The 22,680-nt window shown below is 56.7% G+C and carries 24 protein-coding genes; 8 read left to right on the forward strand and 16 right to left on the reverse strand.

The features are described 5' to 3' along the window. Window positions 1-12 precede the first annotated feature (12 nt). Window positions 13-903, forward strand: coding sequence for a DMT family transporter (locus tag QQG91_RS08415; protein WP_285769782.1), 891 nt, complete (start codon window positions 13-15; stop codon window positions 901-903). Here QQG91_RS08415 and QQG91_RS08420 read toward each other — a convergent pair. Together QQG91_RS08420 and QQG91_RS08425 are read right to left on the reverse strand one after the other, a co-directional pair. Then, on the reverse strand, window positions 900-1,139 hold the full coding sequence (locus tag QQG91_RS08420) for a hypothetical protein (protein ID WP_285769783.1): 240 nt from the start codon (window positions 1,137-1,139) through the stop codon (window positions 900-902). The genes QQG91_RS08415 and QQG91_RS08420 overlap by 4 nt on opposite strands. A gap of 144 nt (window positions 1,140-1,283) precedes the next feature. Continuing rightward, window positions 1,284-3,434: an esterase-like activity of phytase family protein gene (locus QQG91_RS08425; RefSeq protein ID WP_285769784.1), complete on the reverse strand. Its 2,151-nt coding sequence runs from the start codon at window positions 3,432-3,434 to the stop codon at window positions 1,284-1,286. Window positions 3,435-3,742: 308 nt separating this feature from the next. Between QQG91_RS08425 and QQG91_RS08430 the strand changes: the two genes are divergently transcribed. Continuing rightward, the gene (locus QQG91_RS08430; protein WP_285769785.1) at window positions 3,743-4,033 is read left to right on the forward strand and encodes an SH3 domain-containing protein; all 291 of its coding nucleotides are present in this window, start codon (window positions 3,743-3,745) and stop codon (window positions 4,031-4,033) included. A 27-nt stretch (window positions 4,034-4,060) separates the two neighbouring features. On the opposite strand, the gene QQG91_RS08435 is transcribed toward QQG91_RS08430, so the two are convergent. Continuing rightward, window positions 4,061-4,663, reverse strand: coding sequence for an NrsF family protein (locus QQG91_RS08435; RefSeq protein ID WP_285769786.1), 603 nt, complete (start codon window positions 4,661-4,663; stop codon window positions 4,061-4,063). After that, complete coding sequence (locus tag QQG91_RS08440) at window positions 4,645-5,202, reverse strand: sigma factor-like helix-turn-helix DNA-binding protein (protein WP_285769787.1); 558 nt, start codon at window positions 5,200-5,202, stop codon at window positions 4,645-4,647. The genes QQG91_RS08435 and QQG91_RS08440 overlap by 19 nt, the downstream gene beginning before the upstream one ends. 164 nt (window positions 5,203-5,366) lie before the next feature. Between QQG91_RS08440 and QQG91_RS08445 the strand changes: the two genes are divergently transcribed. From QQG91_RS08445 to QQG91_RS08465, 5 genes are read left to right on the forward strand one after another with little or no spacing between them, the layout of a single operon-like run. Beyond that, window positions 5,367-5,672, forward strand: coding sequence for a BufA1 family periplasmic bufferin-type metallophore (locus QQG91_RS08445; RefSeq protein ID WP_285769788.1), 306 nt, complete (start codon window positions 5,367-5,369; stop codon window positions 5,670-5,672). Between the two features lie 59 nt (window positions 5,673-5,731). Further along, the gene (bufB, locus tag QQG91_RS08450) at window positions 5,732-6,571 is read left to right on the forward strand and encodes an MNIO family bufferin maturase (protein WP_285769789.1); all 840 of its coding nucleotides are present in this window, start codon (window positions 5,732-5,734) and stop codon (window positions 6,569-6,571) included. Next, window positions 6,568-7,302, forward strand: a complete 735-nt coding sequence (locus tag QQG91_RS08455; RefSeq protein ID WP_285769790.1) for an HvfC/BufC N-terminal domain-containing protein — start codon at window positions 6,568-6,570, stop codon at window positions 7,300-7,302. Before bufB ends, QQG91_RS08455 begins: the two co-directional genes overlap by 4 nt. Next, window positions 7,295-7,864, forward strand: a complete 570-nt coding sequence (locus QQG91_RS08460; protein ID WP_285769791.1) for a DoxX family protein — start codon at window positions 7,295-7,297, stop codon at window positions 7,862-7,864. The genes QQG91_RS08455 and QQG91_RS08460 overlap by 8 nt, the downstream gene beginning before the upstream one ends. A 50-nt stretch (window positions 7,865-7,914) precedes the next feature. Next, on the forward strand, window positions 7,915-8,493 hold the full coding sequence (locus tag QQG91_RS08465; RefSeq protein ID WP_285769792.1) for a hypothetical protein: 579 nt from the start codon (window positions 7,915-7,917) through the stop codon (window positions 8,491-8,493). A 6-nt stretch (window positions 8,494-8,499) separates the two neighbouring features. On the opposite strand, the gene QQG91_RS08470 is transcribed toward QQG91_RS08465, so the two are convergent. From QQG91_RS08470 to QQG91_RS08515, 10 genes are all read right to left on the reverse strand, one after another. Beyond that, the gene (locus tag QQG91_RS08470; protein ID WP_285769793.1) at window positions 8,500-9,234 is read right to left on the reverse strand and encodes a proteasome-type protease; all 735 of its coding nucleotides are present in this window, start codon (window positions 9,232-9,234) and stop codon (window positions 8,500-8,502) included. 9 nt (window positions 9,235-9,243) lie between these two features. Further along, window positions 9,244-10,050, reverse strand: coding sequence for a transglutaminase family protein (locus QQG91_RS08475; protein WP_285769794.1), 807 nt, complete (start codon window positions 10,048-10,050; stop codon window positions 9,244-9,246). Then, complete coding sequence (locus QQG91_RS08480; protein ID WP_285769795.1) at window positions 10,047-10,991, reverse strand: alpha-E domain-containing protein; 945 nt, start codon at window positions 10,989-10,991, stop codon at window positions 10,047-10,049. Before QQG91_RS08480 ends, QQG91_RS08475 begins: the two co-directional genes overlap by 4 nt. Before the next feature lie 3 nt (window positions 10,992-10,994). Beyond that, window positions 10,995-12,422, reverse strand: coding sequence for a circularly permuted type 2 ATP-grasp protein (locus QQG91_RS08485; RefSeq protein ID WP_285769796.1), 1,428 nt, complete (start codon window positions 12,420-12,422; stop codon window positions 10,995-10,997). 271 nt (window positions 12,423-12,693) lie between these two features. Beyond that, window positions 12,694-13,326: a hypothetical protein gene (locus tag QQG91_RS08490; RefSeq protein WP_285769797.1), complete on the reverse strand. Its 633-nt coding sequence runs from the start codon at window positions 13,324-13,326 to the stop codon at window positions 12,694-12,696. A gap of 184 nt (window positions 13,327-13,510) precedes the next feature. After that, on the reverse strand, window positions 13,511-15,664 hold the full coding sequence (locus tag QQG91_RS08495) for a GumC family protein (RefSeq protein WP_285769798.1): 2,154 nt from the start codon (window positions 15,662-15,664) through the stop codon (window positions 13,511-13,513). Between the two features lie 12 nt (window positions 15,665-15,676). Then, on the reverse strand, window positions 15,677-16,474 hold the full coding sequence (locus QQG91_RS08500) for a metallophosphoesterase (protein WP_285769799.1): 798 nt from the start codon (window positions 16,472-16,474) through the stop codon (window positions 15,677-15,679). Window position 16,475: 1 nt separating this feature from the next. Next, window positions 16,476-17,912, reverse strand: coding sequence for an O-antigen ligase family protein (locus QQG91_RS08505; protein ID WP_285769800.1), 1,437 nt, complete (start codon window positions 17,910-17,912; stop codon window positions 16,476-16,478). Then, the gene (locus QQG91_RS08510) at window positions 17,912-18,574 is read right to left on the reverse strand and encodes a hypothetical protein (protein ID WP_285769801.1); all 663 of its coding nucleotides are present in this window, start codon (window positions 18,572-18,574) and stop codon (window positions 17,912-17,914) included. The genes QQG91_RS08505 and QQG91_RS08510 overlap by 1 nt, the downstream gene beginning before the upstream one ends. A 188-nt stretch (window positions 18,575-18,762) precedes the next feature. After that, a complete protein-coding gene (locus QQG91_RS08515) occupies window positions 18,763-19,206 on the reverse strand; it encodes a hypothetical protein (protein ID WP_285769802.1) in 444 nt (147 codons plus the stop codon). A 630-nt stretch (window positions 19,207-19,836) separates the two neighbouring features. On the opposite strand from QQG91_RS08515, the gene QQG91_RS08520 reads away from it, so the two are divergent. Continuing rightward, window positions 19,837-20,526 (forward strand): sugar transferase, encoded by a 690-nt coding sequence (locus QQG91_RS08520; RefSeq protein ID WP_285769803.1) that lies wholly within the window; start codon window positions 19,837-19,839, stop codon window positions 20,524-20,526. Window positions 20,527-20,628: 102 nt separating this feature from the next. On the opposite strand, the gene QQG91_RS08525 is transcribed toward QQG91_RS08520, so the two are convergent. Further along, window positions 20,629-21,696 (reverse strand): ABC transporter ATP-binding protein, encoded by a 1,068-nt coding sequence (locus QQG91_RS08525; protein WP_285769804.1) that lies wholly within the window; start codon window positions 21,694-21,696, stop codon window positions 20,629-20,631. Between the two features lie 3 nt (window positions 21,697-21,699). Next, window positions 21,700-22,680, reverse strand: a complete 981-nt coding sequence (locus QQG91_RS08530) for a glycoside hydrolase family protein (protein WP_285769805.1) — start codon at window positions 22,678-22,680, stop codon at window positions 21,700-21,702.

A 22,680-nucleotide genomic window follows, 5' to 3' on the forward strand; every position in this document is an offset into this window, starting at 1 on the left:
AGGGAGTGCGCCATGAACTATCGAACCGGAATCTTCTTCGTGCTGGCATCGGGTGTTCTATGGTCATTCCATGGGACAATCATTCGCCAGCTAGACGATGCCCAAGCCTGGACCGTCCTCTTTTGGCGCTCGCTTGCGATGCTGCCTGTGCTTTGGGTGCTTGTCTCGTTTCGATCGAACGGCGCACCGGTCAAGGCCCTCCGCGCCTCTGGATGGATCGGTTTTCTCGGCGGCCTTGGGTTGGTTGCCGCGATGGGCGGTGCAATCGTAGCCTTTCAAACGACCACAGTCGCGAACGCGGCCTTTTTGCTTGCTGCGTCGCCTTTCCTGGCGGCGATCATCGGCAGGCTGATCCTTAAAGAAGCAGTTTCGACCCAGACTAAAATTGCCATCGCACTGGCAATGTTCGGGATCTTTGTCATGGTGAAAGACGGACTTTCATCGGGAGCGCTCGTTGGAAACGTCGCAGGCCTTATTGCTGCCCTCGGATTTGCGTTTTTCAGCGTCACGCTGCGTTGGAGCAAGGCAGAAGACAGCCTCCCCGTCACATTCATCGGCGCTGTGCTTGCCGTCATCATCGCCGGCGCATTCGCGATCGTGACCAATCAAGGGCTCGCGATCACATATACCGACCTTGCTTGGTGCGTGCTGATGGGAACCGTCACGTTGAGCGGAGGGAAGATACTCTACACATTGGGAAGCCGCACGGTGCCTTCTGCCGAACTCACGCTTTTGTCGAATACGGAAGTCTTGCTCGCCCCGATCTGGGTCTGGCTGATCCTTGGTGAAGTCGCCAGCTTCGGAACCATTCTCGGCGGCTCTATCGTGCTTGTCGCGATCGCCTATAGCGCACTAAGCCGCGTCCGCAGAAAGCTGCCGCCAATCGCAGCAACGCCCGTTTAGAGCAAGCACAGCGCGATATAGGGCACGACGTTGAACACGAGGATCAGGATGTAATAGTTCATCAAGATCCTCGGTGCATCGGCCATCCAGTCGTCGATCGTATCTCCGAGAATGGCGCGCCCAATCCCCACCGCCAAATTGCGCAAGACTGTAACTTTGAGCATGCCCGCCGCAAAAAGCACCAGGTTGATAACGCTCATCCAGCCGAAAAACGCGAGTAATGTGCTGATGTCCATCGCAGGCTCCTTTCCTAGGTGATCCATAGCGATAGGTTCAGCATAACATCTTTTGCGGCTCAGCACCTAGATTTGGATCAAATGCGCCCCATGCAAAAGAGGCGCCGAAGCGCCTCTTTTCAAATATTGTCTGTAGAAGTCGGATCAGAACTGGCCGATCGACCAGAAGAAGGTCTCGCCCGAGCTGTCATCGACGCCATCGTTGTCGGTCGACATCCAGATCGTGCCGTCCTCCATGATCGCCATGCCTTCGATCTTGTCCACGATATAGCCGCCTTGGGCCGCCAGATCGGGGATCAGGTCATGAACAACCTCTTTGGTCACGACGGGTAGCTCGCCGCCAAGGGTGGCAGGCACCATCTCGGAGAGCGCAACGCGAGTCACTTGCTTGATCTTGGCCGCAGCCCCGATCTGATTGTCGCGCTCGATCAGGTAAACATAGTCACCGTGCACCTGAATTTCCGACAGACCGATCCAGCCCGCTTCAACAGCGTCGAGCGGATAGAGCACAGCGCCCCATTCCTTCGTATCGGTGTTATAGGCAACGAGCTTGGTGAAACCTGCGGCGTCATCTGCCCATTCGCGCTGAACCGCCATCCAGAGGGTGTCGCCGACTTTGGTGATCCCCTCAAAGCCGAAACGGGTCTCGACAGCCAGAAGCTCGGCGGGAAGCGCGATCTCTTCCTTGATCTCACCTTTTGAATTCACATGCAGGAGTGCATGGGGGACAAGGCGGTCGGTGCGGCCTTCGGAGGCGATCCAGTAGCCGCCCTCGCCATCAAGGGTGATGCCTTCCATATCGAGTTTTTGTGCCGCATGACCTGCGCGGGTGACATCGGTCGCCGCGATGATGCGGGCGGGCGTTTGCGACGGATCGATGGTGAAGATACGCGGTTGGAAGCCGTAGAAGCTATCGTTAACCGCATAGATCATACCGTTTTCATCGGCGACCATGCCAGAGATCGCCCCCCAGCCGATGAGCTCGTCTGCCCCTTCCGAGGTCAGTTGCGGATAGGCGGCGGGAGCATCCTGAAGCTCGTAGATCATGACATGGGCGCGCGCGCCCCCATCTTCGCCAAGATCAACCTCGTTCGCGGTAGCCAGAAGCCCGCGCTTGGGAATGGCAATCGCACCCTCGGGCGAAATTCCCGAAGGCAGCACCTGTTTAAACACTGGGTTTGCAGCATCGGTCACATCGTAAACCGAAATGGTTGAAGCGCGCTCAGAGAGGATGAAGGCATAGGTCACTTCTCCGAATTTGGCGATTTCCATGCCCTCAGGCTCTACGCCTTTGGCGTCCGAACGTTTGTCGGGATAGTGGCCTGCCTGAATGATCGGAGTTTCAAAGGCATTGCCCGACTCCCAAACCAGCGTGCCGTCTTTGTGGAAGACAGTGATCGAACGCGACCCGCCGTCCATGTCGCCTTCGTTGGCGATCATCACTTGGTCGTTGTCGATCCACTGAAGCCCATCGGGCTCACGAAGACGTGCGGGCTGGCTTTCGGTAAAGACCAAGGCGCCACGCTCGTCCGTAGCGTCTATGCCTTCAAGATCGACACTGCCTGCCGAGAACTGGCTCTGGACGGAACCGTCAGCATTCAGAACGATAATGGCATTGTTTTCCTGAAGCGTTACGGCGATCTCGCCGTTGGCATTCACGTCGACAAACTCGGGCTCGGGATCTTCAGGAGCAATCTCGGTGAGACCCGTGACGTCGATTTTCTTGAGCGTGGCGCAGTCCATGGCCTCATTCGCGATGCCGACGGTGACCATATAACCAGCAGGCTGTTGCCCGACACGGCCGTTGCCGAAATCTTCGTCGCGCTCGTTCTCGATGGCGACGACGACCGTATCGCCCGCGTCGGTGTGTGCGGTCGAGTCAGGCTGTCCACCAAGATCGCATTCGCCCATGATCGAACCATCAGCCAGATTGACCGAAACGAGCTTGCCCGAGGGGTTGGTATAGGATTCCGAAGTATTGACGCCCACAAAGGCGGTATTTCCGATCACGGTGACAGAGGTCGGCTCGCCCTCCAAAGCGACACTGCCTTTTGCCTTGGGCGCCTTGGGATCGGTGATATTGATAAGGCCGACGACGCCAAGCGGGCTATCGGTATAGACAAGGGTCATACCATCATCCGAGGCCGCGATGATCTCGGCAGAGGATTGAGCCGTTTGGTCTGCATTGTTGAGCGGGGTCGCAAAAGAGGAAATACGGTTGAAGTTCATCTCGGCCATCGCTTGACCGGCGGCCAACGCAAGGATCGAAGTCAAACAAACGGACTTGAAGGTCATCTATTACTCTCGCTGATAGAAGGAATTTGCGAGCGGACCTTGAGTAAATTTCATGACCTAAGGTTAACGTTTAGATGACACTTTTGTAAAATATGTCAGAGACTTGGACGTCATAGTTTCAGCACTGGATGAAATCGGCAACGCGGATCACCATCGAGATACTCTCAAGAGGCAGCTTCCGCCCATCATGAATTCCGGTTCGGAATGGCAATCCTTGGCTCAGGATACCTCTTGTCGCCGTCTCAGGGTTGCATGACCCCAAGGTTCTGTGCGCATAGTCAAAGAACAGGCAAAACCGGAGCACAAAGATGAACAGAAAAACTCTCTCGCTCTTCGCCTTCCTTGCCGTTCTGGCGGGATGCGGCAACAGCATTCTGACCAATCCTGTCTCTGTCGAGCGCGCAGGTGAAGGTGAATTTCTGAAACTGCGGGCGGGCCCCGGTCTCGGGTATCGGATCGTGCTTGGGCTTCCAGATGGCACGCGCCTTCAAAAAGGCACCTGCACCACCGAAGTCGGCCAGCTTTGGTGCAAGGTCTCGCTTGCTGATGCGCCGCAGGTGACGGGCTATGTCGCAGCGGATTATCTGTCGGACTTCTGATCTGCGCAAAGCATGGTGCCAGAGCGCCTAGACGCTCAGCACCCGCTTTCCGATCAAATGACCAATAGCGCCGCTGACCACAATCCCGGCCGTATACCAAAGAAGATAAAAGGCAGGTGCATCTTCAACGCAGTGCACCGCATAGATCGAGGCCGAAACCGCCCCTGCAAAGAGCCCAGTGAGAAAGCCGCGCTCGGCGGCAAAGGGTTCGACGCGATGGCGAAGGCCTGCAAACATCAGCCCGATAACGGGGAGCGCAAGCAGCGGGATCGAAACGAAACAGGCGAGCGCCGTCTGCCCCATCGGATCGCCGCCCATTGCAGCAGCGCCGCCCCACAGGACCGCAATCGCCGTGCCCGTAATCCAGAGGGGGCGCATATTTGCCCGCTCTCCGACGGGTGCACGCGTCAAAAGCCGCGTAAGCCCCACCAAGACAAACAACGTAAAGAAATGTTTGGCCTGAACGGGACCTGCTTTCAAAGCATCGATCAAATCGGGGCGCAGCCCGTAAAGAACCAACACCAAAACAACCGTGCACAGCGCTCCAATCACCGCACGAGCGATCAAACGAGGCCGCTTTGCAGGGGTCGCATCGGCAGCAAGGGCTGCAATCAGCTCATCGGTTTCCATTCTTCGTCCTTTCGTGCCATGTCGGCCAGCCGTCTGAGCGCGCGGTGCAAAGCCACGCGCATCGCTCCGGGTGCCATACCGAATTTGGTCGAGAGTGTTTCGGCATCAAGCCCCTCGACTGCATGTCCCCTTACCAAAGCGGCATCCTTCTCCGAAAGCCGCGCGAGGGCCTGTTCCAGATGCAAGCCTGCAAGCGGGTCGCTCGTTTGCGCCCCGATGTCTGCATGATCATCGATAGGCTCATGGGGCGCACTACTGCGCACCATACGCACTAGATCGATCGCCTTGTGCTTGACGATGATCCGCACCCACGGGAGCAAAGGACGGGTCTGGTCCCAGCTGCCGCGTTTGAGGTGGATGGAAAGCAAAGCTTCCTGCACCACATCCTCGACAAGGTTTGCATGAACAAAGGCAAGGTCCCGCCGCGCCATCGCACGCATGCGAGGCGCGAGAAGCGAAAGACATTGGGCATAGGCACGGCGGTCTCCCACCAGCCCTTTGCGCATCAAATCTTCGATCTCGTGATCTTGCGTTGTCATACCTCTCTATACGCGAGGAAGGAGGCCCGCGTTACACAAGGTTCGAATTATTTCAGTTTCAGCCCGAGCTTTCACACTAAAGCGAGCGGCGTAACAAATCGCGCCCCCTTTGCGAAAGCCTTGATGCAGACGATGAGATCTGCCTCAAAACCGGAGACTGAAGAATGACCGTTGATAAGAAAACCCTCACTCTTGCTGCTGTTGTCGCTGCGGGCCTTGCCCAAATGACGCTTCCCGCCCATGCCGCAGGTCAGGAAAAATGCTTTGGCGTCGCTCTTGCGGGCGAGAATGGCTGCGCCGCAGGCCCGGGCACCACTTGTGCAGGCACCTCCAAAGTCGACTATCAAGGCAATGCATGGACGCTGGTCCCCGAAGGCACCTGCGCTGAAATCGAACTCCCCGCGATGCAGGATGGCTCCCCGCGTATGGGCTCGCTCACCGAGCTTGACCGCGATCTCCCGCAGGCTTGATCCCGCAATTGCTGCGCGGGGATACCCCTGCGCAGCGAACCCAATAGCCGGAGGTTCACATGCCCTTCACACAGCTTCCCCAAAGCGCAGGGGTCGGGTTCAAACCCGCCCATTACGATGATCTGACCGAGGCTGGCGCGGTGACATGGCTTGAGGTGCATGCCGAGAACTATATGCTCGACGGTGGCCCGCGCCGCGCGATGATGGCCGAGCTGTCCGAACGGTTTGCGATATCCGCCCATGGCGTCGGGCTCTCTATCGGCGGTGAAGATCCGCTTGATCGCGACCATCTCAAGCGGCTCAAGGCGTTGATGGACTGGCTGAAGCCCGCGCAGTTTTCCGAGCATTTGGCGTGGTCCTCTCATGGCGGGGCCTATCTCAATGACCTCCTGCCCCTTCCCTATACCAAGGCCACGCTTGAAACCGTCTCTGCGCATATCAGCGAGGTTCAAGATGTTTTGGGGCGGCGTATGCTTCTTGAAAACCCCTCAAGTTATCTCTCGTTCACCGAAAGCACGCTCTCCGAGACCGATTTTCTGGGCGAAGTGGCCCATCGCACCGGCTGCGGGATGCTTCTCGACATCAACAATGTCTTTGTTTCCGCGACCAATCTTCGCCTCTCGGCTGAAGCCTATCTCGAGGCCTATCCAATTGAACATGTGGGCGAGATACATCTTGCTGGTCATCATGCCCAAGAGATCGAGGGCGGCACGCTTTTGATCGACAGCCACGGGAGCGAAGTCGCCGATCCTGTCTGGACGCTGTATGAGCGCACCATCACCAAGATCGGCCCGCGCCCAACTCTGATCGAATGGGACAACGACGTGCCCGATTTCGCAACGCTGGAGCGCGAAGCGGCGCGGGCGAATACGATCTTGCAAAGACGGGTTGCCGCATGAGCCTTCAATCCAGTTTTGCAAGGGCGGTTCTAAGGCCCGAGGCCGAGACGCCCACCCCTCTCACCGCGCCTGACGAGCGGACAGTTGCCACGCGGTTCAACGTCTATCGCAACAATGTGACCGTCTCGCTGGTTGAAAGCCTGACAGAGGCCTTTCCCGTCATTGCCAAACTTGTCGGCGAGAACTTCTTTACCGCCATGGCCCGCGAGTTCGTGAGGAACCATCCCCCCGCCTCTCCTGTCATGGCTTTCTATGGCGATGCCTTTCCCGATTGGATCGCGGGTTTCCCCCCCGCGGCATCCCTCCCTTATCTGGGCGAGGTCGCGAGGATCGAGCAGGCACGGCGCGAAGCCTATCATGCAGCCGACGCGCAACCCTTTGCGATCGAGAGGCTCTCAGAGGTCCCACCCGAAGATCTGCCGCTATTGCGCTTCGGTCTGCATCCCTCAGTGCGCTTTGTGACAACGCGGCACCCCGCTTTGGCCATTTGGGCGCGCAATTCGCAGGCCGCACATTTGATCGATGCCCCTGCGGGCGAGGTTTTGATCACGCGGCCCTACTGGACCCTGATTATGAACGCAGCGCCAAGCGGCACTATCGCCGCCCTCAGCGCCCTTGGGCAAGGCAGATCTCTTGGAGAGGCACTGGGCGATATCGATGACGCCCCGTCCATACTTGCCACCCTCTTTTCATCAGGCGCAGTTGTCGAAAGGACCTCGAACCATGAATGAACCGAACCCAGCACTTTTGACAAAAGTCTTTGGCCTTTTGCGCCGTATCGAGGAGACCGAACTTCCGCGCGGCGTGGGTCTCCTTGGATTGGGAACCCGCCTCGTCTTTGCTTCGGTGCTTTTGCGGTTCTTCTGGTCGTCCGCGCTCACCAAGATCGACGGCTTCGGCCTTTCTCTCAACGCCTATGCCCAGATTTTCCCGCGCAAGATGGAGGCTTTGGGCTATGATCCGAGCCAGCTTGCAGCGCCCTATCACTTTATTGCCGCATTCGGCACGATCGCCGAGTTCGTCCTTCCGCTCTTTATTTTGATCGGGCTCTTCACTCGCCTTTCTTCACTGGCAATGATCGGATTTATCGGTGTGATGACGCTCACCGATATCTATGGCCACGGACTGACTGCTGAAACGATTGGAAGCTTCTTCAACCGCTTTCAGGATGAAGTCATTGCGGACCAAAGGTTGCTTTGGGTCTGGATGCTGATCGTCCTCGGCGTCACTGGGGGTGGAAAGATTGCCGTCGATCGCCTCTTGTTCCCCCAGCCGCGAGAATCCGCAAAGTGATCCAGAACCAAGGACGCAGCGTAAAGAGAGAAAGAACAAAGGACCGCATTATGCGCTTTCTCGCTGCCACTCTCGCCATTCTCCTTGCAACAACCGCTTCGGCCCATGCGCCCGTGATCAACAACGGCCAAGCGCCAATGACAGTCGACGCCCCCTATGTCGTCGAAAACCCCGAGCATTCCAAAGCCATCTTTTCCGAGTTGACCGGCGCGCCGCAGTTCTATCGGATCGACTCCGATGTCGACTTCAAGTTTTATACGGGTCTGACCGCGCCCAAACTTGAGGGCTGCGGCCTCAAAGAAACCTTTGACCTTGAGGTGCTGGATCAGGATCTCAAAAAGATCGACGAACGCAAAGGCAACAGCGCCGAGTGGTGGGCGTGGTATGAGGAATACGGCAAGACCTGGTATTGGGTCGGCCCAGAAATCGGCAAGGATTTCCTCTCTGACCGTATCTATCCTGCGGGCACCTATTACATCAAAGTTTCGAACGCTTCGAACTCGGGCAAATATGCCCTTGTGGTCGGGGATGAGGAAAAATTTGGCTTCGGCACAATCGCGGGCATGGTGCTCAACAATACCATGGGCAAAATCCGCGACGGCTGGTGGGACGAGGCCGACTGTAACTAAGGCGTCTTAGCCCAAATCGATATCCGGTAGGCTGTCGAAGGCTGACTTTAAGGCATGCCCCCAACCTTCTGATATCGTTTTGAAATACGCGTCATCTGCGCCGATCCTACGGCGCAGACCAGTGGACAGGATATCTGTTTCGTAGGTCTGAAGATCAAGCGGCAAACCAACAGATAGATTGGCCTTGATCGTCGAGTCAAAGCTCACAAGCAAGAGCTTGACCGCTTGCTCCCAGCTCATGTCGGGATCATAGGCCCGCACGAGAATAGGCCGACCGTATTTGGTCTCGCCGATCTGGATAAAGGGCGTGTCTACGCTCGCTTCGATAAAGTTGCCTTCGGGATAGACCATGAAGAGACGCGGCTCGCCGCCGTTGATCTGCCCGCCGACGATCACCGTGGCGTTAAAGGTGGCATCGGCTCTCTGCCCCACATCAGCGTTGCGCATGATCACTTCGCGGAGCGTATCACCTACCAGACGCGCGACCTGAAACATCGATGGCACTTCGAGGATGGATGGCGCCCGTTCATCGGGGGCTTTGGTCCGCTCCTCGAGGATAGACATAAGCGCCTGCGTGGTGGCAAGGTTGCCCGCCGTCATCAGCGTGATGCAGCGCTCGCCTTCCTTTTCGAAGGTGAACATCTTGCGGAAGGTCGAGATATTATCGACGCCGGCATTGGTCCGAGTGTCCGACATAAAGATCAAACCACGGTTCAGCCGCATTCCAACGCAATATGTCATTTCTTACGCCTACTGTTGTTGCACCGAGAGCTGGACGTCCATGATCTCGGCGGCATTGCCAAATCGGGTTCCAGTTACAGGTGCAGCCTCGGCATAGTCCAGCCCCGATGCAATGCGAACATAGCGTTTATCGGGGGAAATTCCGTTCGAAACGTCAAATCCCACCCATCCAAGCCCTTCGATAAAGGCTTCGGCCCAAGCATGTGTGGCATCTTGTTCCGTGCGATCATCCATCAAAAGATAACCCGAGATATAGCGCGCTGGCACATGTGCCAAACGACAGCAGGCAATAAAGATATGGGTGTGGTCCTGACAGACGCCGTGCCCTGCTTTGGCGGCCTCTTCCGCGCTCCAATGCACCTCGGATTTGCCTGTCTCATAGGCAACCGCCGCGCGGATCACGGACGAAAGGCTATGGAGCCACTCAAGGCTACCCACTGCGCCCGTCGCCGCTTGCGTCAAGGCGCGGCAGACGTCGCCCGCTTTGGTGAGCGGTGTCTGCCTTTCAAAGAGCCACATGGGCGCAAAACCCTGATGGGGGCCAAGAACGCCGTGGGTTTCGCGAAGCGTGATGACACCCTCGCTCGTAAGAGTGACCTCGGCCACATCGGGGGCAAAGCTTACCAAGGTGACAAGATTGCAGTGATGATCGACATATTCTGCCTCGACCTGACCGCCATCAATGTCCAAGCTCCATGACTGCACCGTCTGACCCGTAGTGTCCGTGGGTTTCAGTCGAAGTTGCAAAAGCGCATAGGGCACAGGGGCGTCATAGCGATAGCTGGTCCGATGTCTGATCGAGAGTGTCTGTGTCATTGATAGAACCGATAATCGACCTCGATTTGTTGGCCGAGTGCCGAATTTTCCTTGAGGAAGGTTTGGATGAATTCGTGAAGTCCTTTGTCGAGCACCTCGTCGATCCCCAGCCCGTTGACCTTTTGCGTGATCGCATCGCACATCTCGTGCGAGGGATGGCGCAACCCGTAATCGGAGGCCAGATAACCCAAGTTCGAGCAAATCTTGGCCGCGCAGAATGCAAGGCTTCGCGGCATTCTGCTATCGAGGATAAGAAACTGGCAGATCTCGCGGGCACGCGGCTCTTGGCCATATGCCATCTGGAAACCGCCCTCGCCTGATACGGACCGAAGGATCGTTTGCCATTGCACATTGTCGAGAGACGAGCCCACCGCTGCGACCGAGGGCAAAAGGACGTAATACTTCACATCGAGGATCCGCGCAGTGTTGTCGGCTCGCTCCATAAAGGTGCCGATCCGTGCAAAGTTGAAAATGTCGTTGCGCAGCATAGTCCCATGCAAGGCCCCTCGCACAAAGGCACTCTTCTGACGGATGAGAAGCAAGACATGCGGAAGATCACGCTCTTGCACCTTGCGGGCCAGGGCCTCTTTGAGCGACATCCAGCAATCATTGACCGCCTCCCAGACCTCTCGGGTCAAAGCGGTGCGCACGGTCTTGGCGTTACTGCGGGCCGCGTCAATCGCATTGAGAACGCTTGACGGGTTGGCCCGATCACGCAGCATCCAGTCGATCGCGGTTTCGCGGGTCACAACACCGTCATAGACGGCGTTATAGCCCTCAAGCACGGCTGTCGTTTGCAGAATGCTGGTCCATTCCTCGTCGGTCGATCCCGACCGCGTCAGGGCAATGCGAAGCCCCGCTTCGATCAAGCGCGCTGTATTTTCGGATCGCTCAAGATAGCGGAACATCCAGAAGAGACCGCCTGCGGTTTTTCCAAGCATGACTTACTCCTCCAGAACCCAAGTGTCTTTGGTCCCGCCGCCCTGAGACGAGTTGACCACAAGGCTGCCCTTTTTAAGCGCAACCCGCGTGAGACCACCCGGTGTGATGTCGATACGGTCAGGGCTGACAAGGACAAAGGGGCGAAGATCGACGTGTCGAGGAGCAAGACCCGCTTTGGTAAAGATCGGCACCGTCGAAAGTGACAGCGTGGGCTGGGCGATATAGTTCGCAGGCCGCGCCTTGAGCTTGCGGCGGAAAGCTTCGATCTCTTTCTTGGTGGCGGTGGGACCGATAAGCATCCCGTAACCGCCCGATCCATGCACCTCTTTGACCACGAGTTCAGAGAGATTATCGAGCACATAGGCTAGACTGTCCGCTTCGCTGCACCGCCATGTGGGCACGTTCTGAAGGATCGCCTTTTCACCAGTGTAGAACTCGACGATATCGGGCATGTAGCTATAAATCGCCTTGTCGTCCGCAATCCCTGTTCCGGGAGCGTTGGCGATGGTGATCCCGCCCGCCTTGTAGACATCCATGATCCCAGGCACACCGAGCTGGCTGTTGGGATTGAAGTTCAGCGGATCAAGGAAGTTGTCGTCGACGCGGCGGTAAAGCACGTCAATCGCCTTATACCCTTGGGTCGTGCGCATCGCGACGCGGCCGTCGATCACCCGAAGGTCGTTTCCTTCGACAAGTTCGACCCCCATCTTGTCGGCAAGAAAGCTGTGCTCGTAATAGGCCGAGTTGTGAATACCGGGGGTAAGGACCGCGACCGTTGGCTTGTCCCCTGCCATATCGGGTGCACAGGCCGCAAGCGACCGACGGAGCATCTTGGGATAGTTGGAGACCGGCATCACCCGCGTCTTGGCGAAGAGCTCCGGGAACATCTGGAGCATCGTCTCGCGGTTTTCGAGCATATAGCTCACGCCCGAGGGTGTTCGAGCGTTGTCCTCAAGCACAAAGAACTCGTCTGGTCCTGTGCGCACAAGGTCGATGCCGACGATATGGGTATAGACACCTCCCGCAGGATTGACGCCCATCATCTGAGGAAGGAAAGCTTCGTTCTTGGCGATCATTTCCGCAGGGATACGCCCTGCTTTGATGATTTCCTGACGGTGATAGATGTCGAAGAGAAATGCATTGATCGCACGCACCCTCTGCTCGATCCCGCGAGAAAGCCGCGCCCACTCACGGCCCGATATGATACGCGGCACGATGTCGAAAGGGATCAAACGCTCGGACGCTTCGGCACGTCCATAGACGTTGAAGGTAATCCCAGTGAGGCGGAAAAGATCCTCCGCCTCCCTTTGTTTTTTGCGCAATCGGCTTGGGTTTTCACTCTCAAACCAGGTGCTGAATTCGGCATAGGGCGCGCGGAGCGCATCGCCCCCAAGGCCGTTCATTTCATCGAAGATCTGCGGCTTTTCCATAGTTCGATCTAGAAGCCTCTGCGCGCCGCCTACAATTTAAGGCGTTATCAAAATGGGGAATATTCAATCACTTGATTAAATTTTACTCACAACCACTGAGTGCGATCAGAAACTATGCATCCTGGGAAGCGCGGCGTGGAATCAAGCCGCTTGTCGGACTTGGCCTTACCGATCAGGGCAACTGACGAATGGGCGGGAATAGAACCGAAGCACGTAAAATAAAAATGCCCCGCACAAAGGCGGGGCATGTCTTAAAAGGTCTTCGCTGAAATTAGTTTGCGCTGCCAAGCTGTGCAAGAACTTGCTGCGAAACTGTGTTGCCGTTGTTGAACGACTGCTGAACGGCGAGAGCCTGCTGAACGCGGGCATTGATGGTTGCCTGCTCTGCAGCGTTCGAGCTCGGCACAAAGCCGACTTGCGGGTCAGCCGCAAGCTGAACAGCCTGCGATATCTGACGCAGAACAGCTGCGGACTTGTTACCAGTGTTACCGACGGCGACAACGGTTGCTACCACGGTGCCCACCGCGTTGTTCACAACTGTCGGCGAAACGCCAGCCGATTGAGCGACGGTGCGAACAGCTTGGAGAGCTTGACGAGTGCGAGCTGCGCAAGAAGCAGGGTTGGTTTCGCAAGCAGAGCGAACGACTGCAGCGTTTGCAGCGGTCACGGTCGCAACTGCGCGCTCGATCAGAGCCTGAGTAGCTGCGGCGTTACCACCCTGCTGTCGTGCAGCGGCAACGAGACGCTGAACGATCGCGGGGTTGGAAGCGCAAGCCTCTGGGTTAGCAGCACACTGCTGAAGCAGGGCTTCGAAAGAATTTCCAGCTGCTTGAGCGGAAACAACGCTTGCAGAACCTGCGGTCAATGCGGCAGCGATAGCAGCGACTGTGAGAAACTTTTTCATCCTGAACCTCTTTGATCAAAAGCCCGAACAACAAACCTCTGATCGAGCGATAACTTTACCTGATTAGGTGGATACAACTACCCGAAAGAATTTCCAAGCTAAACTATTGGATGATCGCAAAAGAAAGTCGTATCTTTGTCGTTGCGCCACATAATTCAGCTTGGAACGGCGATTTACGCCCAAATCAGCCGTAATATCCGTCATATCGATAACCGCGATTGCTTGTTTCCGAGCAACTCAGGACGCTCAGCATCTTGGCTTTGCCGCGAGTCGCCTTGGCAAGTTGGTCAAAAGCGCCGCGCACTTCGGATTGAGTCGCCTCACCGAAGCGCACACAAAGCAAAGCCGCATCCACGTGAGGCGCGACATATCGGGTGTCGACCACAGGGATTAGTGGCGCGGTATCGATGATGATAATGTCAAAGCTGTTCTGCGCACCACGGATCAGTTCAAGGAACGCCTTGGATTGAAGCGGGGCGTCCGTGGGAACGTTGGACTTCTTACGCCCTAGAATGATCCCAGCATTGGTAAGAGGATCAAGAACATAGAACTTTTCGATTTCCGGTGCGTCCTGAATGCCGCGGTCGGCCTCATTTCCACCAGCCGAGGCGAGTTTCATTCGTTCAAGCAGGAACTCGAGAAGGCCCAGCTCGGATTCGGCGGCAAGAAAGCCGTGAATACTCGGGTTGCGCAAATCGGCATCGATCAACAGCGTGGTTTTTCCGGCTGCCGCATAGGTTCGGGCCAACGCAAGAGCAGTCGTCGACTTCCCTTCGGCGGGAATGGAGGACGTCACGAGGATAACCTTGCCCTTACCTTCATCGCCGATCTCTTCGTCGATGCTGGCACGCAGCTTGCGATAGCTTTCGGCAAAGGGTGACATCGGATCATTGACCACGCGGTCGGCCAAAGGCTCGCCGACTTCGGTCGAGTTCACCTTTGGAATGACGCCGCCAAGACGGATCGGCAGAATATTCTGGAGCTGATTGGAGGACGTTACGCCCCCGAAGTAGAACTCTTTAAGGAGCGCAAGGCCGACCCCGATGCCGAGCCCCGCAACAAGCGCCAAAGCAAGCACGAGCTTCTTGTTGGGATAAGACGGGCGGGAGGGCTCCAAAGCTTCGGAGACAACGCGGCTGTTGGCGACCTGAAGCACCGCTTGCGTTTCAAGGTCGCGAATACGGCCGAGAAGCTGGTCATACTGGCGCTGCGCAATCCCTGCTTCTTGCTGGAGGCTGTAGATATCAGCGAGGGTCGAGGCGGAAAGTTCACTTTCCAGAACAGCGTTCTGCGCCTCGTCGATCAGAGCAATGCGATTGTCCTGCACCTCGAGCATTTGGGTTTCGAGCGCGCCCAAAGCAAGCGTGCCTTCTGCGGCAAGCTGCTCTTCCAGACGCGCCAAACCTTGTGCAAGATCAAAGGCTTCAGCAGTTCCTTCGCCCGCATCGGCAAGACGGCGCTGGAGGGTCTGGCGCTGACGTTCGAGCGATGCGAGGGCTTCGTTGCCGATCTGGTCGGCGAAGCTCGACCAGTCCGCGGCGGTATAGGCGAGACGCGCGCTGTCCAGTTGCGTTTGAAACTGGCCAAGTTGGGCCGAGGTATCCTGAAGTTGACGGCCGATATCGGCAAGCTCGATATTACCCGTTTCTTCGGCCAAACGGATGACGTTCACTTCGATGTAGTTGCGAAGCGCATCATTGCTGTTGGCAAGACGCAAACGGGCGGTTTCAAGCTGGCCTTGAAGCACATCGCGCGAAGCCATCGAGGTGCTGCTGCGGCTGGTGATCTGGTCTTGGATATAGGCCTGAGCATGGGTGTTGGCAATCAGGGCCGATTGATCGGGGTTCGGTGTCGTCACCTCGACCGCAACGATATAGGTCAGACCGCGACGACGCACCGAAAGCGAGTCCTTGAACGCCCGAATGGTGCCGGTCATCAGCTCGGTTCCCGAAGGCGCAGCAGAAAGCTCGAAGCCAAAAGCCGCCTTGAACTTCTCGGTGATCGAGAGCGAAGGACCGAATTCAGGCGTGCTCTGTAGATCGAGAAGCTGGATCGTCTGGATGGCAAGGCTGTCGGACTTGAGGATTTCGACCTCGGTCTCGATGCGGGTGCTTTCCACCGAAGAGTTCGTCCCCGAAACCTGTGTCGGATCAAGAAGGTTCGTTTCCTGCGGATCAATCTTGACCAACGCAGTCGCAGTATAAAGCGGCGTCGCCCGCGTCAAATAGACAAAAGCCACAGCGAGAATGACAACAAGCGTCACAGCGATGAGTTTGATCTGCCGGCGAAGAACCGAGACGATATCTCTCAGATCAATAAAATCCTGCCCGTTTTCCATTCCTACCTCTTCCTACACTACATTCGTTGCGGCGCTTCGCCCGTTTGCAATAAAAATCTGTCTATCCATAGTTGTGCCGGTAAACCGCATCGCGGCCAAACGTCCAGTCTTATAGGCACCGATATCCAAATTAATTCGGTTCGGTCTTACATCGACATCTTCGACAATCGTATGACCATGCACGAGAATTTCGTCGCCCTGATAACTGTCAGCGGCTTCGGGCGGCCCCCACAGAAGCAGCTCGGACGACTGCTGATCTTCCACTTTTCCGAGAGAGTAGCCCGCGTGTGCGAAACGATATTTTCCTACAACCAACGCAATGGGAAGGTTCTCGAGAAACGAAATATGCGTATCCGGAATACCTGCATCGAGCTTGCGCTTGAGCGTTCTGCTTTCGCCGCGGAACCCTTGCGGGGTATCTGGGCGAATACCATAGGAGGCAAGGGTCTCCTCGCCGCCGAACTCCACCCAGTTCATATGTCGCTCAGGTGTCTTGATAAACTCGAGCATCATGTCTTCATGGTTGCCGCGCAGAACCATCCGCTGAAATCCTACTGGCGCTGGTCCCATGAGGCGATCCAATAGCCCCGCAGTTTCGGCCCCTCGGTCGACCACGTCACCAAGGCAGAGGATCAACTTGGGGCCAGGCACAAAGGCTCCATCCTCGACAATCTGGCGCTCGATCTCGTTATAGAGACGCAAAGACCCGTGGATGTCGCCCACCGCATAGATGGCGGCCGGAAAGGTCGCGAGCTTCAGTATCCGACGAGTATTCGTCGCCTCGGCTGGTTTCTTGCGACCAAAGAGCATCCTAAACCTCCCGAGCGCGGCTTCGGCGGGCAAGACCGAGCGCGACGATGATGACGAAGACATAGGTGTTGGCCGCAATCTCGAGGCTGAAATCGCCCATGGAGTGGATTGCACCCTGCACGATCACACCCGCAGCGGCGGCGGCAGGGAAATAGCTGCGCTCACGCGTTGCGACCGAGCGCACCAGCATGACAAAGGCAACAAGAACGGCCAGCATCGGCAGCGACCCCGCAATGAGCCCCATCTCGGACCAGAGCGTGAGGTAGGTGTTATGCGGCTTGTCCCAAACCACATCAGAGGACAGCCCTTCTCTGTGGAACTGCTCAAAGGCGATTTGATAGCAATCAAGCCCGACGCCCATCCATTTGTAAGAGAGCACCATGTCCCAGCTTTGCTTGAAAAGCTCGATGCGGGTATCGGAGTCGACAAAGATAAAGACCAGTCGATTAAGCATCTCTTGGCCCGAGACAGCGACAAATCCGACGAGGCCGAGCAACAGCGCTGCGGAAGTCAAACCAAAGACGCGGACCGGTGAGACATCTGTGCGCAAGAGCAGCGCGACCATGGTGAACCACGCCCCAACGAGGGTCGACAAAAGACCAAGACGCGAGGCCGAGGCCACGAGCGCAGCCAGGATCACAAGCACCAGAACCCCGACAAAGGCGACATCCGCAGTCATTCCCTTGCGCTTGGATTTGCGGTTGGGAGAGCGATGCGCAGGCGAGCGCATTTCAAAGACCATCATGGCCACGCCGATGATGACCCCGAAGCCCATGAAGGTGGCGAAAGAGTTCCGGTTGATAAAGGTGCCCGTTGCAACGCCTTGGTAATCGGTCTTTTCCGCCAAAAGGAGCGTATCCCCGAAGACCGAGAGCGAAAGGAGCGCCCATGCCGCATGAAAAAGGATGATGTAGAACACCGTGCGCATGAGCTTTTCGGTGCGAAACCGATTGGTGCAGACCTCGCTCACCAGAACAAAGATCAGCCCATAAGAGAGCATCCGAGGCACAGCGAGCATTGTATGGCTCTGCGAGAAGCTCGGCGCGACCCCGAAGCCCGCAGCTTGGAGCGAGGCAAAAACCACCGCCAGACCGCCCAAAGCCACAATTACCCAATAGTTCTTGAGCTGCGAGGGACGATTGCGGTCCACGATCATGATCCCGATGAAATAGACCAGACACAGGAGCGCGACGACGGCAATGGCCACAAACCACGCAAGCGGTCTATTCGCGCCATAAGGCACGGGGATGAGCGCAACGAATACCGCAATGGCCCAAGCCATACGATCATTCAATCGGCTGGCCGCCTTGGGGGATTCCGTTAGGCGCCGCTCGACGATCTCGACCTCTTCGAACTCGAAGAGCGTGTTGCCTTGCGGCTGGAGTTTCTCTCCTGCGCGACGAAGCTTGGAAGGGCGCTGGCTGTTGAAGTCTATCATCAGAATATTCCGCTTCCCGCCGCATTGCGGATCTGTCCGAGAAAGGCGCGAAGATCGCGCCCATCCGCGCCCGAGAGCGAAGCGGTCAACCAGTCTCGGTGCTCGGGGTATTGTGTGTAAATATCAGCAAGTACAAAGCGGTAGCGCGAAGATTGCACAACGAGAAGCGCATCCTGCTGGGCGGCCTCGGCAACCGTCTCTGGTCCAAGATCAAAGGCGAGCTTGAGCCGACGCGCGGCTTGCCATCCTTCGTTCGGCGCCAATTGGACCGCCATAACCAAGGCCGATCCAGCCTCTTCGACATTGCCGAGCTTTGCATCCGCATAAGCCATGACGAAATGCGCAAGGCTGAAACTCGGCGCTGTCGTCAGCACAGCATCCGCAAGATCCTGACAGGCGGTCGCGACAGCCTCTTGTGCAAAGTTTCCCATCAATGCGCCGATGCTCGACTCCATCAGGTCGATGCAACGGACGAGTTCTTGGGTCTGGGCAAAATAGGAATAAGGCTCTTCGAACCGCGCCTGCCCCGCAAGCGCATTGAGAAAGACGACCGTTTCGTCCTGATCATCGAAGGTGACTTTGTATTCGGGACGGAAGACGGCGGCGACAAAGCCTAAGAGGGCAAGCGCCAACACCACTAATGTAACTCTGAAACTCCGCAAGCCGGGCTCCGTTCCTCAAAACGCAGGCGAACTTTAGAGTATCCGCCATATCCTTTTGTATCGTTTAGCGACCACAAAGAGGTAGGGCAACGGCTTAGGCGCGGGTTCAACAACTGTTTTTGAGGTTCAAGTGCCTCTTTTCACGCAATGCGCTCAGAGAAAGGGCGCAAAACGAGCAGAGCGAGAAATCAGCAGTAGCGGGAAGCACCCATCTGAACGATCTGGGCTCCGGAAAGAGCGACATATTGCTGTCCACCCAAATGCGCAGCGTTCTGAAGGAACCAGCGCCCCAGAACTGGAGGAAGGTTCGAAGCCATCACCTGAGTAGCATAACGATTTTGCTCGGCCGTGCCGCCAAATGGAGCGTGGAAGCCGAATTTTGCTTGGGGCGTTACGCACGTGAAGGGCGAGCCGAGATAGACGGTGCAGGCGGAGGCGCACCAGCCGTCAATTTTGATTACCTCGCCAGCGATTGCAGCGATGCTGAGGGCGTTGAGATACTGTTGAAGCTGCCCGCCGGAGTCATTGCGGATGACGCGGACGCTTTGCGCGGCTTGCGTGGCAGTCGCACTCAAAGTCATCAGGATTACAAAGAGGCCGAGCGCCTTGGAAATTTTGTTCTTCATAGCCATTCACTTTCAAATCTCGCTCGAAGGTGGAGGCATGGAGCTGCTTGAAAACGAACCGCAGCGCAGAGCACCTTGAAATGAAGGTATGCCTCTTGGTGAGCACCACTTTGGTGCCAGATGGCGGTTTGAAAATCTTGGCCGCGAAGGGCTAGCCGTCGGTTCAGCCGTGCAAGAGCACCTTCAAAGGTAGCGGTCAGCCGACCCCAAGCGAACCAAACAAAAGCCGAAAAGAATAGGACTCCCTCTACCTCAGGGGGAAAACGCCATACCGCCATCATCGGCCTCACCACTCAAACCCAAGGACAAGGGTGAGGGTAAAACCTTAAAGGAGCATGGATTCGCGGTGCGGAAGTGCGCGCGTTTTGAGTCGGATTTTAGGCTCTCTGAGCCGCACTCGCGCCCCAACGATTGAGGCACTTTACGCCTTAATAATCACCAAAACCTGCATTTCGGTGTCCCCAAATCAATCAAGCGGCGGAAATCATGATTAATATCCATACATTCGCTAAAAATTCATACAACTTAGATTGAAAATAAGTATCCATTCGGCTAGCAGGAATATGCCTTTGATACTTGCCGCTTGGTGGAATCGTGGCACCTATGTGTGTGTTTCAGCCCTTGCCGGAGGGAATGATGAAAGATTTCAGTGCATTAGAGTTTGATGCCGCAAGCTATGAGGCGCCGCGTTCGCGCCGCATGGTGCGCAAATCGGTCTATACCCTTTTTGGTAAGCGCCTGCTTGACCTCGTTATCGTGTTGTCGGCGATTATCCCGGTTAGCCTTATCGTCGGTGCGGCCTATGTTCTGGTGCGCATGAACGGCGGTCCAGGCTTCTACACACAACTGCGCGTGGGCAAGAACGGCAAGCTCTTCAAATGCTACAAACTCCGCACGATGCATGTGGATGCTGAAGAGCGTCTCAAGACCCTTTGCGCCGAAAACCCCGAGATTGCAGCCGAGTGGCACAAGAACCAGAAGCTCAAGAACGATCCGCGCATCATCCGTTTCGGTAAATTCATGCGGGAGACCAGCATCGACGAGCTGCCGCAGGTCTATAACGTCCTCTTCGGCGATATGAGCATAATTGGCCCCCGCCCCTTTACCCCCGATCAAGATCGGTATTATCGGGAAGCTGGCGGCTCGGCTTATTATCAGCTCAAGCCAGGTCTCACAGGTCTTTGGCAAATCAAAGCGCGTGGAAGCTCTGAGTTTGTGACCCGCGTGGTTTATGACAATGCTTACGCCCGCACCCTCAGCCTCAAGAATGACATTCTGATCGTGCTCAAGACCTTTGCAGTGGTTCTGGCCCGCACCGGCGAATAACCCTCTCTTCAGTCGGAAAAAGTAAAAGCGCACGACTTTTATCGAGCGCTTTTTTGTTTTGGGCCAGCCCTATTGCGCCGCCCCGAAGCGTTCACCCCGAACTTACTCGGGGTGGAAGAGATGCGCCTTGGCAGGATCGAAACACAGCTCGATACCCGTGCCGCGCTCGAAGATTGCGTCCTTGGGAAGGGCTGCAATCAGGGTGCTGCCATCACCGAGCGCGAGGTTCATGACAGTTTCGCTCCCCAATCGTTCCGTCAGATTGACGGTGCCATGAAGGACGCCTGCGCCGTCCTTGATCTCGGGTTCGAGATACTGCGGACGCACGCCAAGAACGAGAGTATCGCCGACCTTGGCGTCGATCTGAGAAGGAATCGCCACAGGGTCAAGGGCTGCGTTCGAAACAACGTATTTACCGTTCTCGGCCGACTGGACCTTGACCTCGAGGAAGTTCATCGACGGGCTGCCGATAAACTTGGCCACAAAGAGGTTGGCGGGCTTATGGTAGAGCTCCATCGGCGCGCCGATCTGCTGAACTTCGCCATCACGCAGCACAACGATCTTGTCGGCGAGCGTCATCGCTTCGACCTGATCATGGGTCACATAGATCATGGTTGCGCCAAGATCCTTGTGCAGCTTGCCGATTTCCATACGCATATCCATGCGAAGCGCTGCATCAAGGTTCGAGAGCGGTTCGTCAAAGAGGAACACTTTGGGATCTCGGACGATCGCGCGGCCGATGGCAACGCGCTGCCGCTGGCCACCTGAAAGTTGGCTCGGGCGACGATCGAGGAGATGCTCCATCTGGAGGATGCGGGCAGCCTCAGCGACCTTGGCTTCTTTATCCGCTTTCGGCGTTTTCGAGATGGTCAGGCCAAAAGCCACGTTCTCGCGCACGGTCATGTGCGGGAAAATCGCATAGGATTGGAAGACCATCGCTACGCCACGATCTTTGGGCTGGAGCTCGTTGACGACCTTACCGTCAATCGAAAGCTCGCCGCCCGTGATATCTTCGAGCCCTGCGATCATCCGCAGCAAGGTAGATTTGCCGCAGCCCGAGGGGCCGACGAAGACGACGAACTCACCGTGCTTGATCTCGATGTCGACGCCTTTGATGACGTCAACGGGACCGTAAGATTTTTTGATCTTATTGAGTGTAATATCTGCCATCGATCAGTCCGCCTTCTCCAGATACAAGAGACCTTCGGCATCCACCAACACACGCTGCGGGTCGTGGATGTAGCCGCCGAATTGCTCTTTGCCGTAGTCGGCAAAGCCGAGGATGAAATACTCGCCGTCTTTTTCCACGATGCGGGCGGCGTAGCGCTCGCAAGGCACCGCGCCGTCGAGGAAACCGGGAGCGGTTTTCCACGGGCCGCGCGGATTGTCGGCGATGAGGTAATGATTGCCCGTAACAGGCGGAACACCTGCAGCGGCGATGCGATCCTTGGACCAATGCTCGTCTGCGGTGCAGAAGAGGCAATACCATTTACCGTTGATCTCGAAGACCTGAGGCACTTCGAGCTGGCCATAGTCGCCTTGGAATACGGGCGGCTGAAGCTCCCAGCGGATCAGGTCCTTGGACGTGGCAAAGCCAATGGCTCCGCCTGCGTTGGGCTCCTCAATGCCGGGCACGCGTGCGGTGAAATACATGAGCCAGCCGTCGCCATCGGGATCACGCATCACCCACGGGTCGCGCATCGCGCGGTCGTGCCAATGGCCGATAGCATGTTCACACTCATAGTATTTGGCGTTCGGGCCCGTGAGGTCGAGACATTGCCCGTCGCCCACACGCTCCCAAGAATGCATGTCGGTCGAGGTCGCATGGCCGACGCGCTGGTAAAGAGCCTTCTCGCTCTGACGGGTGCCGGTATAGAACAGGTGCCAAAGGCCATCATCGTCCTGAACCACGGAGCCGGTCCATGTGGTCTTGTCGTCCCAAGCGGGACCATCGCGCCACGGGGTAAGGCAGGTGCCAAGATGCTCCCAGTTGGTCAGGTCGGTCGAAACCGCATGGCCTTGGGTTACGTTGAAATGGCGCAGATCGGGATCGCCCAGCGATTTGTCGGCCTTGAGGAAGTAGCAGTGATGCTTTTCGCCGTCGAAGGCATACCAGCTGTCCCAGATCCATTGGTTTTCGAGTGCAAGAACCAT

The organism is Marivivens sp. LCG002, assembly GCF_030264275.1.
Classification (GTDB): Bacteria; Pseudomonadota; Alphaproteobacteria; order Rhodobacterales; family Rhodobacteraceae; genus Marivivens.

What these genes read in the sequence shown, in the direction of transcription:
- QQG91_RS08440 (WP_285769787.1), bottom strand. Translation starts at nt 5,202, where the DNA reads ATGACAACGCAAGATCACGAGATCGAAGATTTGATGCGCAAAGGGCTG.
- QQG91_RS08415 (WP_285769782.1), top strand. Translation starts at nt 13, where the DNA reads ATGAACTATCGAACCGGAATCTTCTTCGTGCTGGCATCGGGTGTTCTA.
- QQG91_RS08420 (WP_285769783.1), bottom strand. Translation starts at nt 1,139, where the DNA reads ATGGACATCAGCACATTACTCGCGTTTTTCGGCTGGATGAGCGTTATC.
- QQG91_RS08525 (WP_285769804.1), bottom strand. Translation starts at nt 21,696, where the DNA reads ATGGCAGATATTACACTCAATAAGATCAAAAAATCTTACGGTCCCGTT.
- QQG91_RS08485 (WP_285769796.1), bottom strand. Translation starts at nt 12,422, where the DNA reads ATGGAAAAGCCGCAGATCTTCGATGAAATGAACGGCCTTGGGGGCGAT.
- QQG91_RS08520 (WP_285769803.1), top strand. Translation starts at nt 19,837, where the DNA reads ATGAAAGATTTCAGTGCATTAGAGTTTGATGCCGCAAGCTATGAGGCG.
- QQG91_RS08430 (WP_285769785.1), top strand. Translation starts at nt 3,743, where the DNA reads ATGAACAGAAAAACTCTCTCGCTCTTCGCCTTCCTTGCCGTTCTGGCG.
- QQG91_RS08500 (WP_285769799.1), bottom strand. Translation starts at nt 16,474, where the DNA reads ATGCTCTTTGGTCGCAAGAAACCAGCCGAGGCGACGAATACTCGTCGG.
- QQG91_RS08495 (WP_285769798.1), bottom strand. Translation starts at nt 15,664, where the DNA reads ATGGAAAACGGGCAGGATTTTATTGATCTGAGAGATATCGTCTCGGTT.
- QQG91_RS08475 (WP_285769794.1), bottom strand. Translation starts at nt 10,050, where the DNA reads ATGACACAGACACTCTCGATCAGACATCGGACCAGCTATCGCTATGAC.
- bufB (WP_285769789.1), top strand. Translation starts at nt 5,732, where the DNA reads ATGCCCTTCACACAGCTTCCCCAAAGCGCAGGGGTCGGGTTCAAACCC.
- QQG91_RS08480 (WP_285769795.1), bottom strand. Translation starts at nt 10,991, where the DNA reads ATGCTTGGAAAAACCGCAGGCGGTCTCTTCTGGATGTTCCGCTATCTT.
- QQG91_RS08435 (WP_285769786.1), bottom strand. Translation starts at nt 4,663, where the DNA reads ATGGAAACCGATGAGCTGATTGCAGCCCTTGCTGCCGATGCGACCCCT.
- QQG91_RS08455 (WP_285769790.1), top strand. Translation starts at nt 6,568, where the DNA reads ATGAGCCTTCAATCCAGTTTTGCAAGGGCGGTTCTAAGGCCCGAGGCC.
- QQG91_RS08505 (WP_285769800.1), bottom strand. Translation starts at nt 17,912, where the DNA reads ATGATAGACTTCAACAGCCAGCGCCCTTCCAAGCTTCGTCGCGCAGGA.
- QQG91_RS08425 (WP_285769784.1), bottom strand. Translation starts at nt 3,434, where the DNA reads ATGACCTTCAAGTCCGTTTGTTTGACTTCGATCCTTGCGTTGGCCGCC.
- QQG91_RS08445 (WP_285769788.1), top strand. Translation starts at nt 5,367, where the DNA reads ATGACCGTTGATAAGAAAACCCTCACTCTTGCTGCTGTTGTCGCTGCG.
- QQG91_RS08515 (WP_285769802.1), bottom strand. Translation starts at nt 19,206, where the DNA reads ATGGCTATGAAGAACAAAATTTCCAAGGCGCTCGGCCTCTTTGTAATC.
- QQG91_RS08470 (WP_285769793.1), bottom strand. Translation starts at nt 9,234, where the DNA reads ATGACATATTGCGTTGGAATGCGGCTGAACCGTGGTTTGATCTTTATG.
- QQG91_RS08530 (WP_285769805.1), bottom strand. Translation starts at nt 22,680, where the DNA reads ATGGTTCTTGCACTCGAAAACCAATGGATCTGGGACAGCTGGTATGCC.
- QQG91_RS08465 (WP_285769792.1), top strand. Translation starts at nt 7,915, where the DNA reads ATGCGCTTTCTCGCTGCCACTCTCGCCATTCTCCTTGCAACAACCGCT.
- QQG91_RS08490 (WP_285769797.1), bottom strand. Translation starts at nt 13,326, where the DNA reads ATGAAAAAGTTTCTCACAGTCGCTGCTATCGCTGCCGCATTGACCGCA.
- QQG91_RS08460 (WP_285769791.1), top strand. Translation starts at nt 7,295, where the DNA reads ATGAATGAACCGAACCCAGCACTTTTGACAAAAGTCTTTGGCCTTTTG.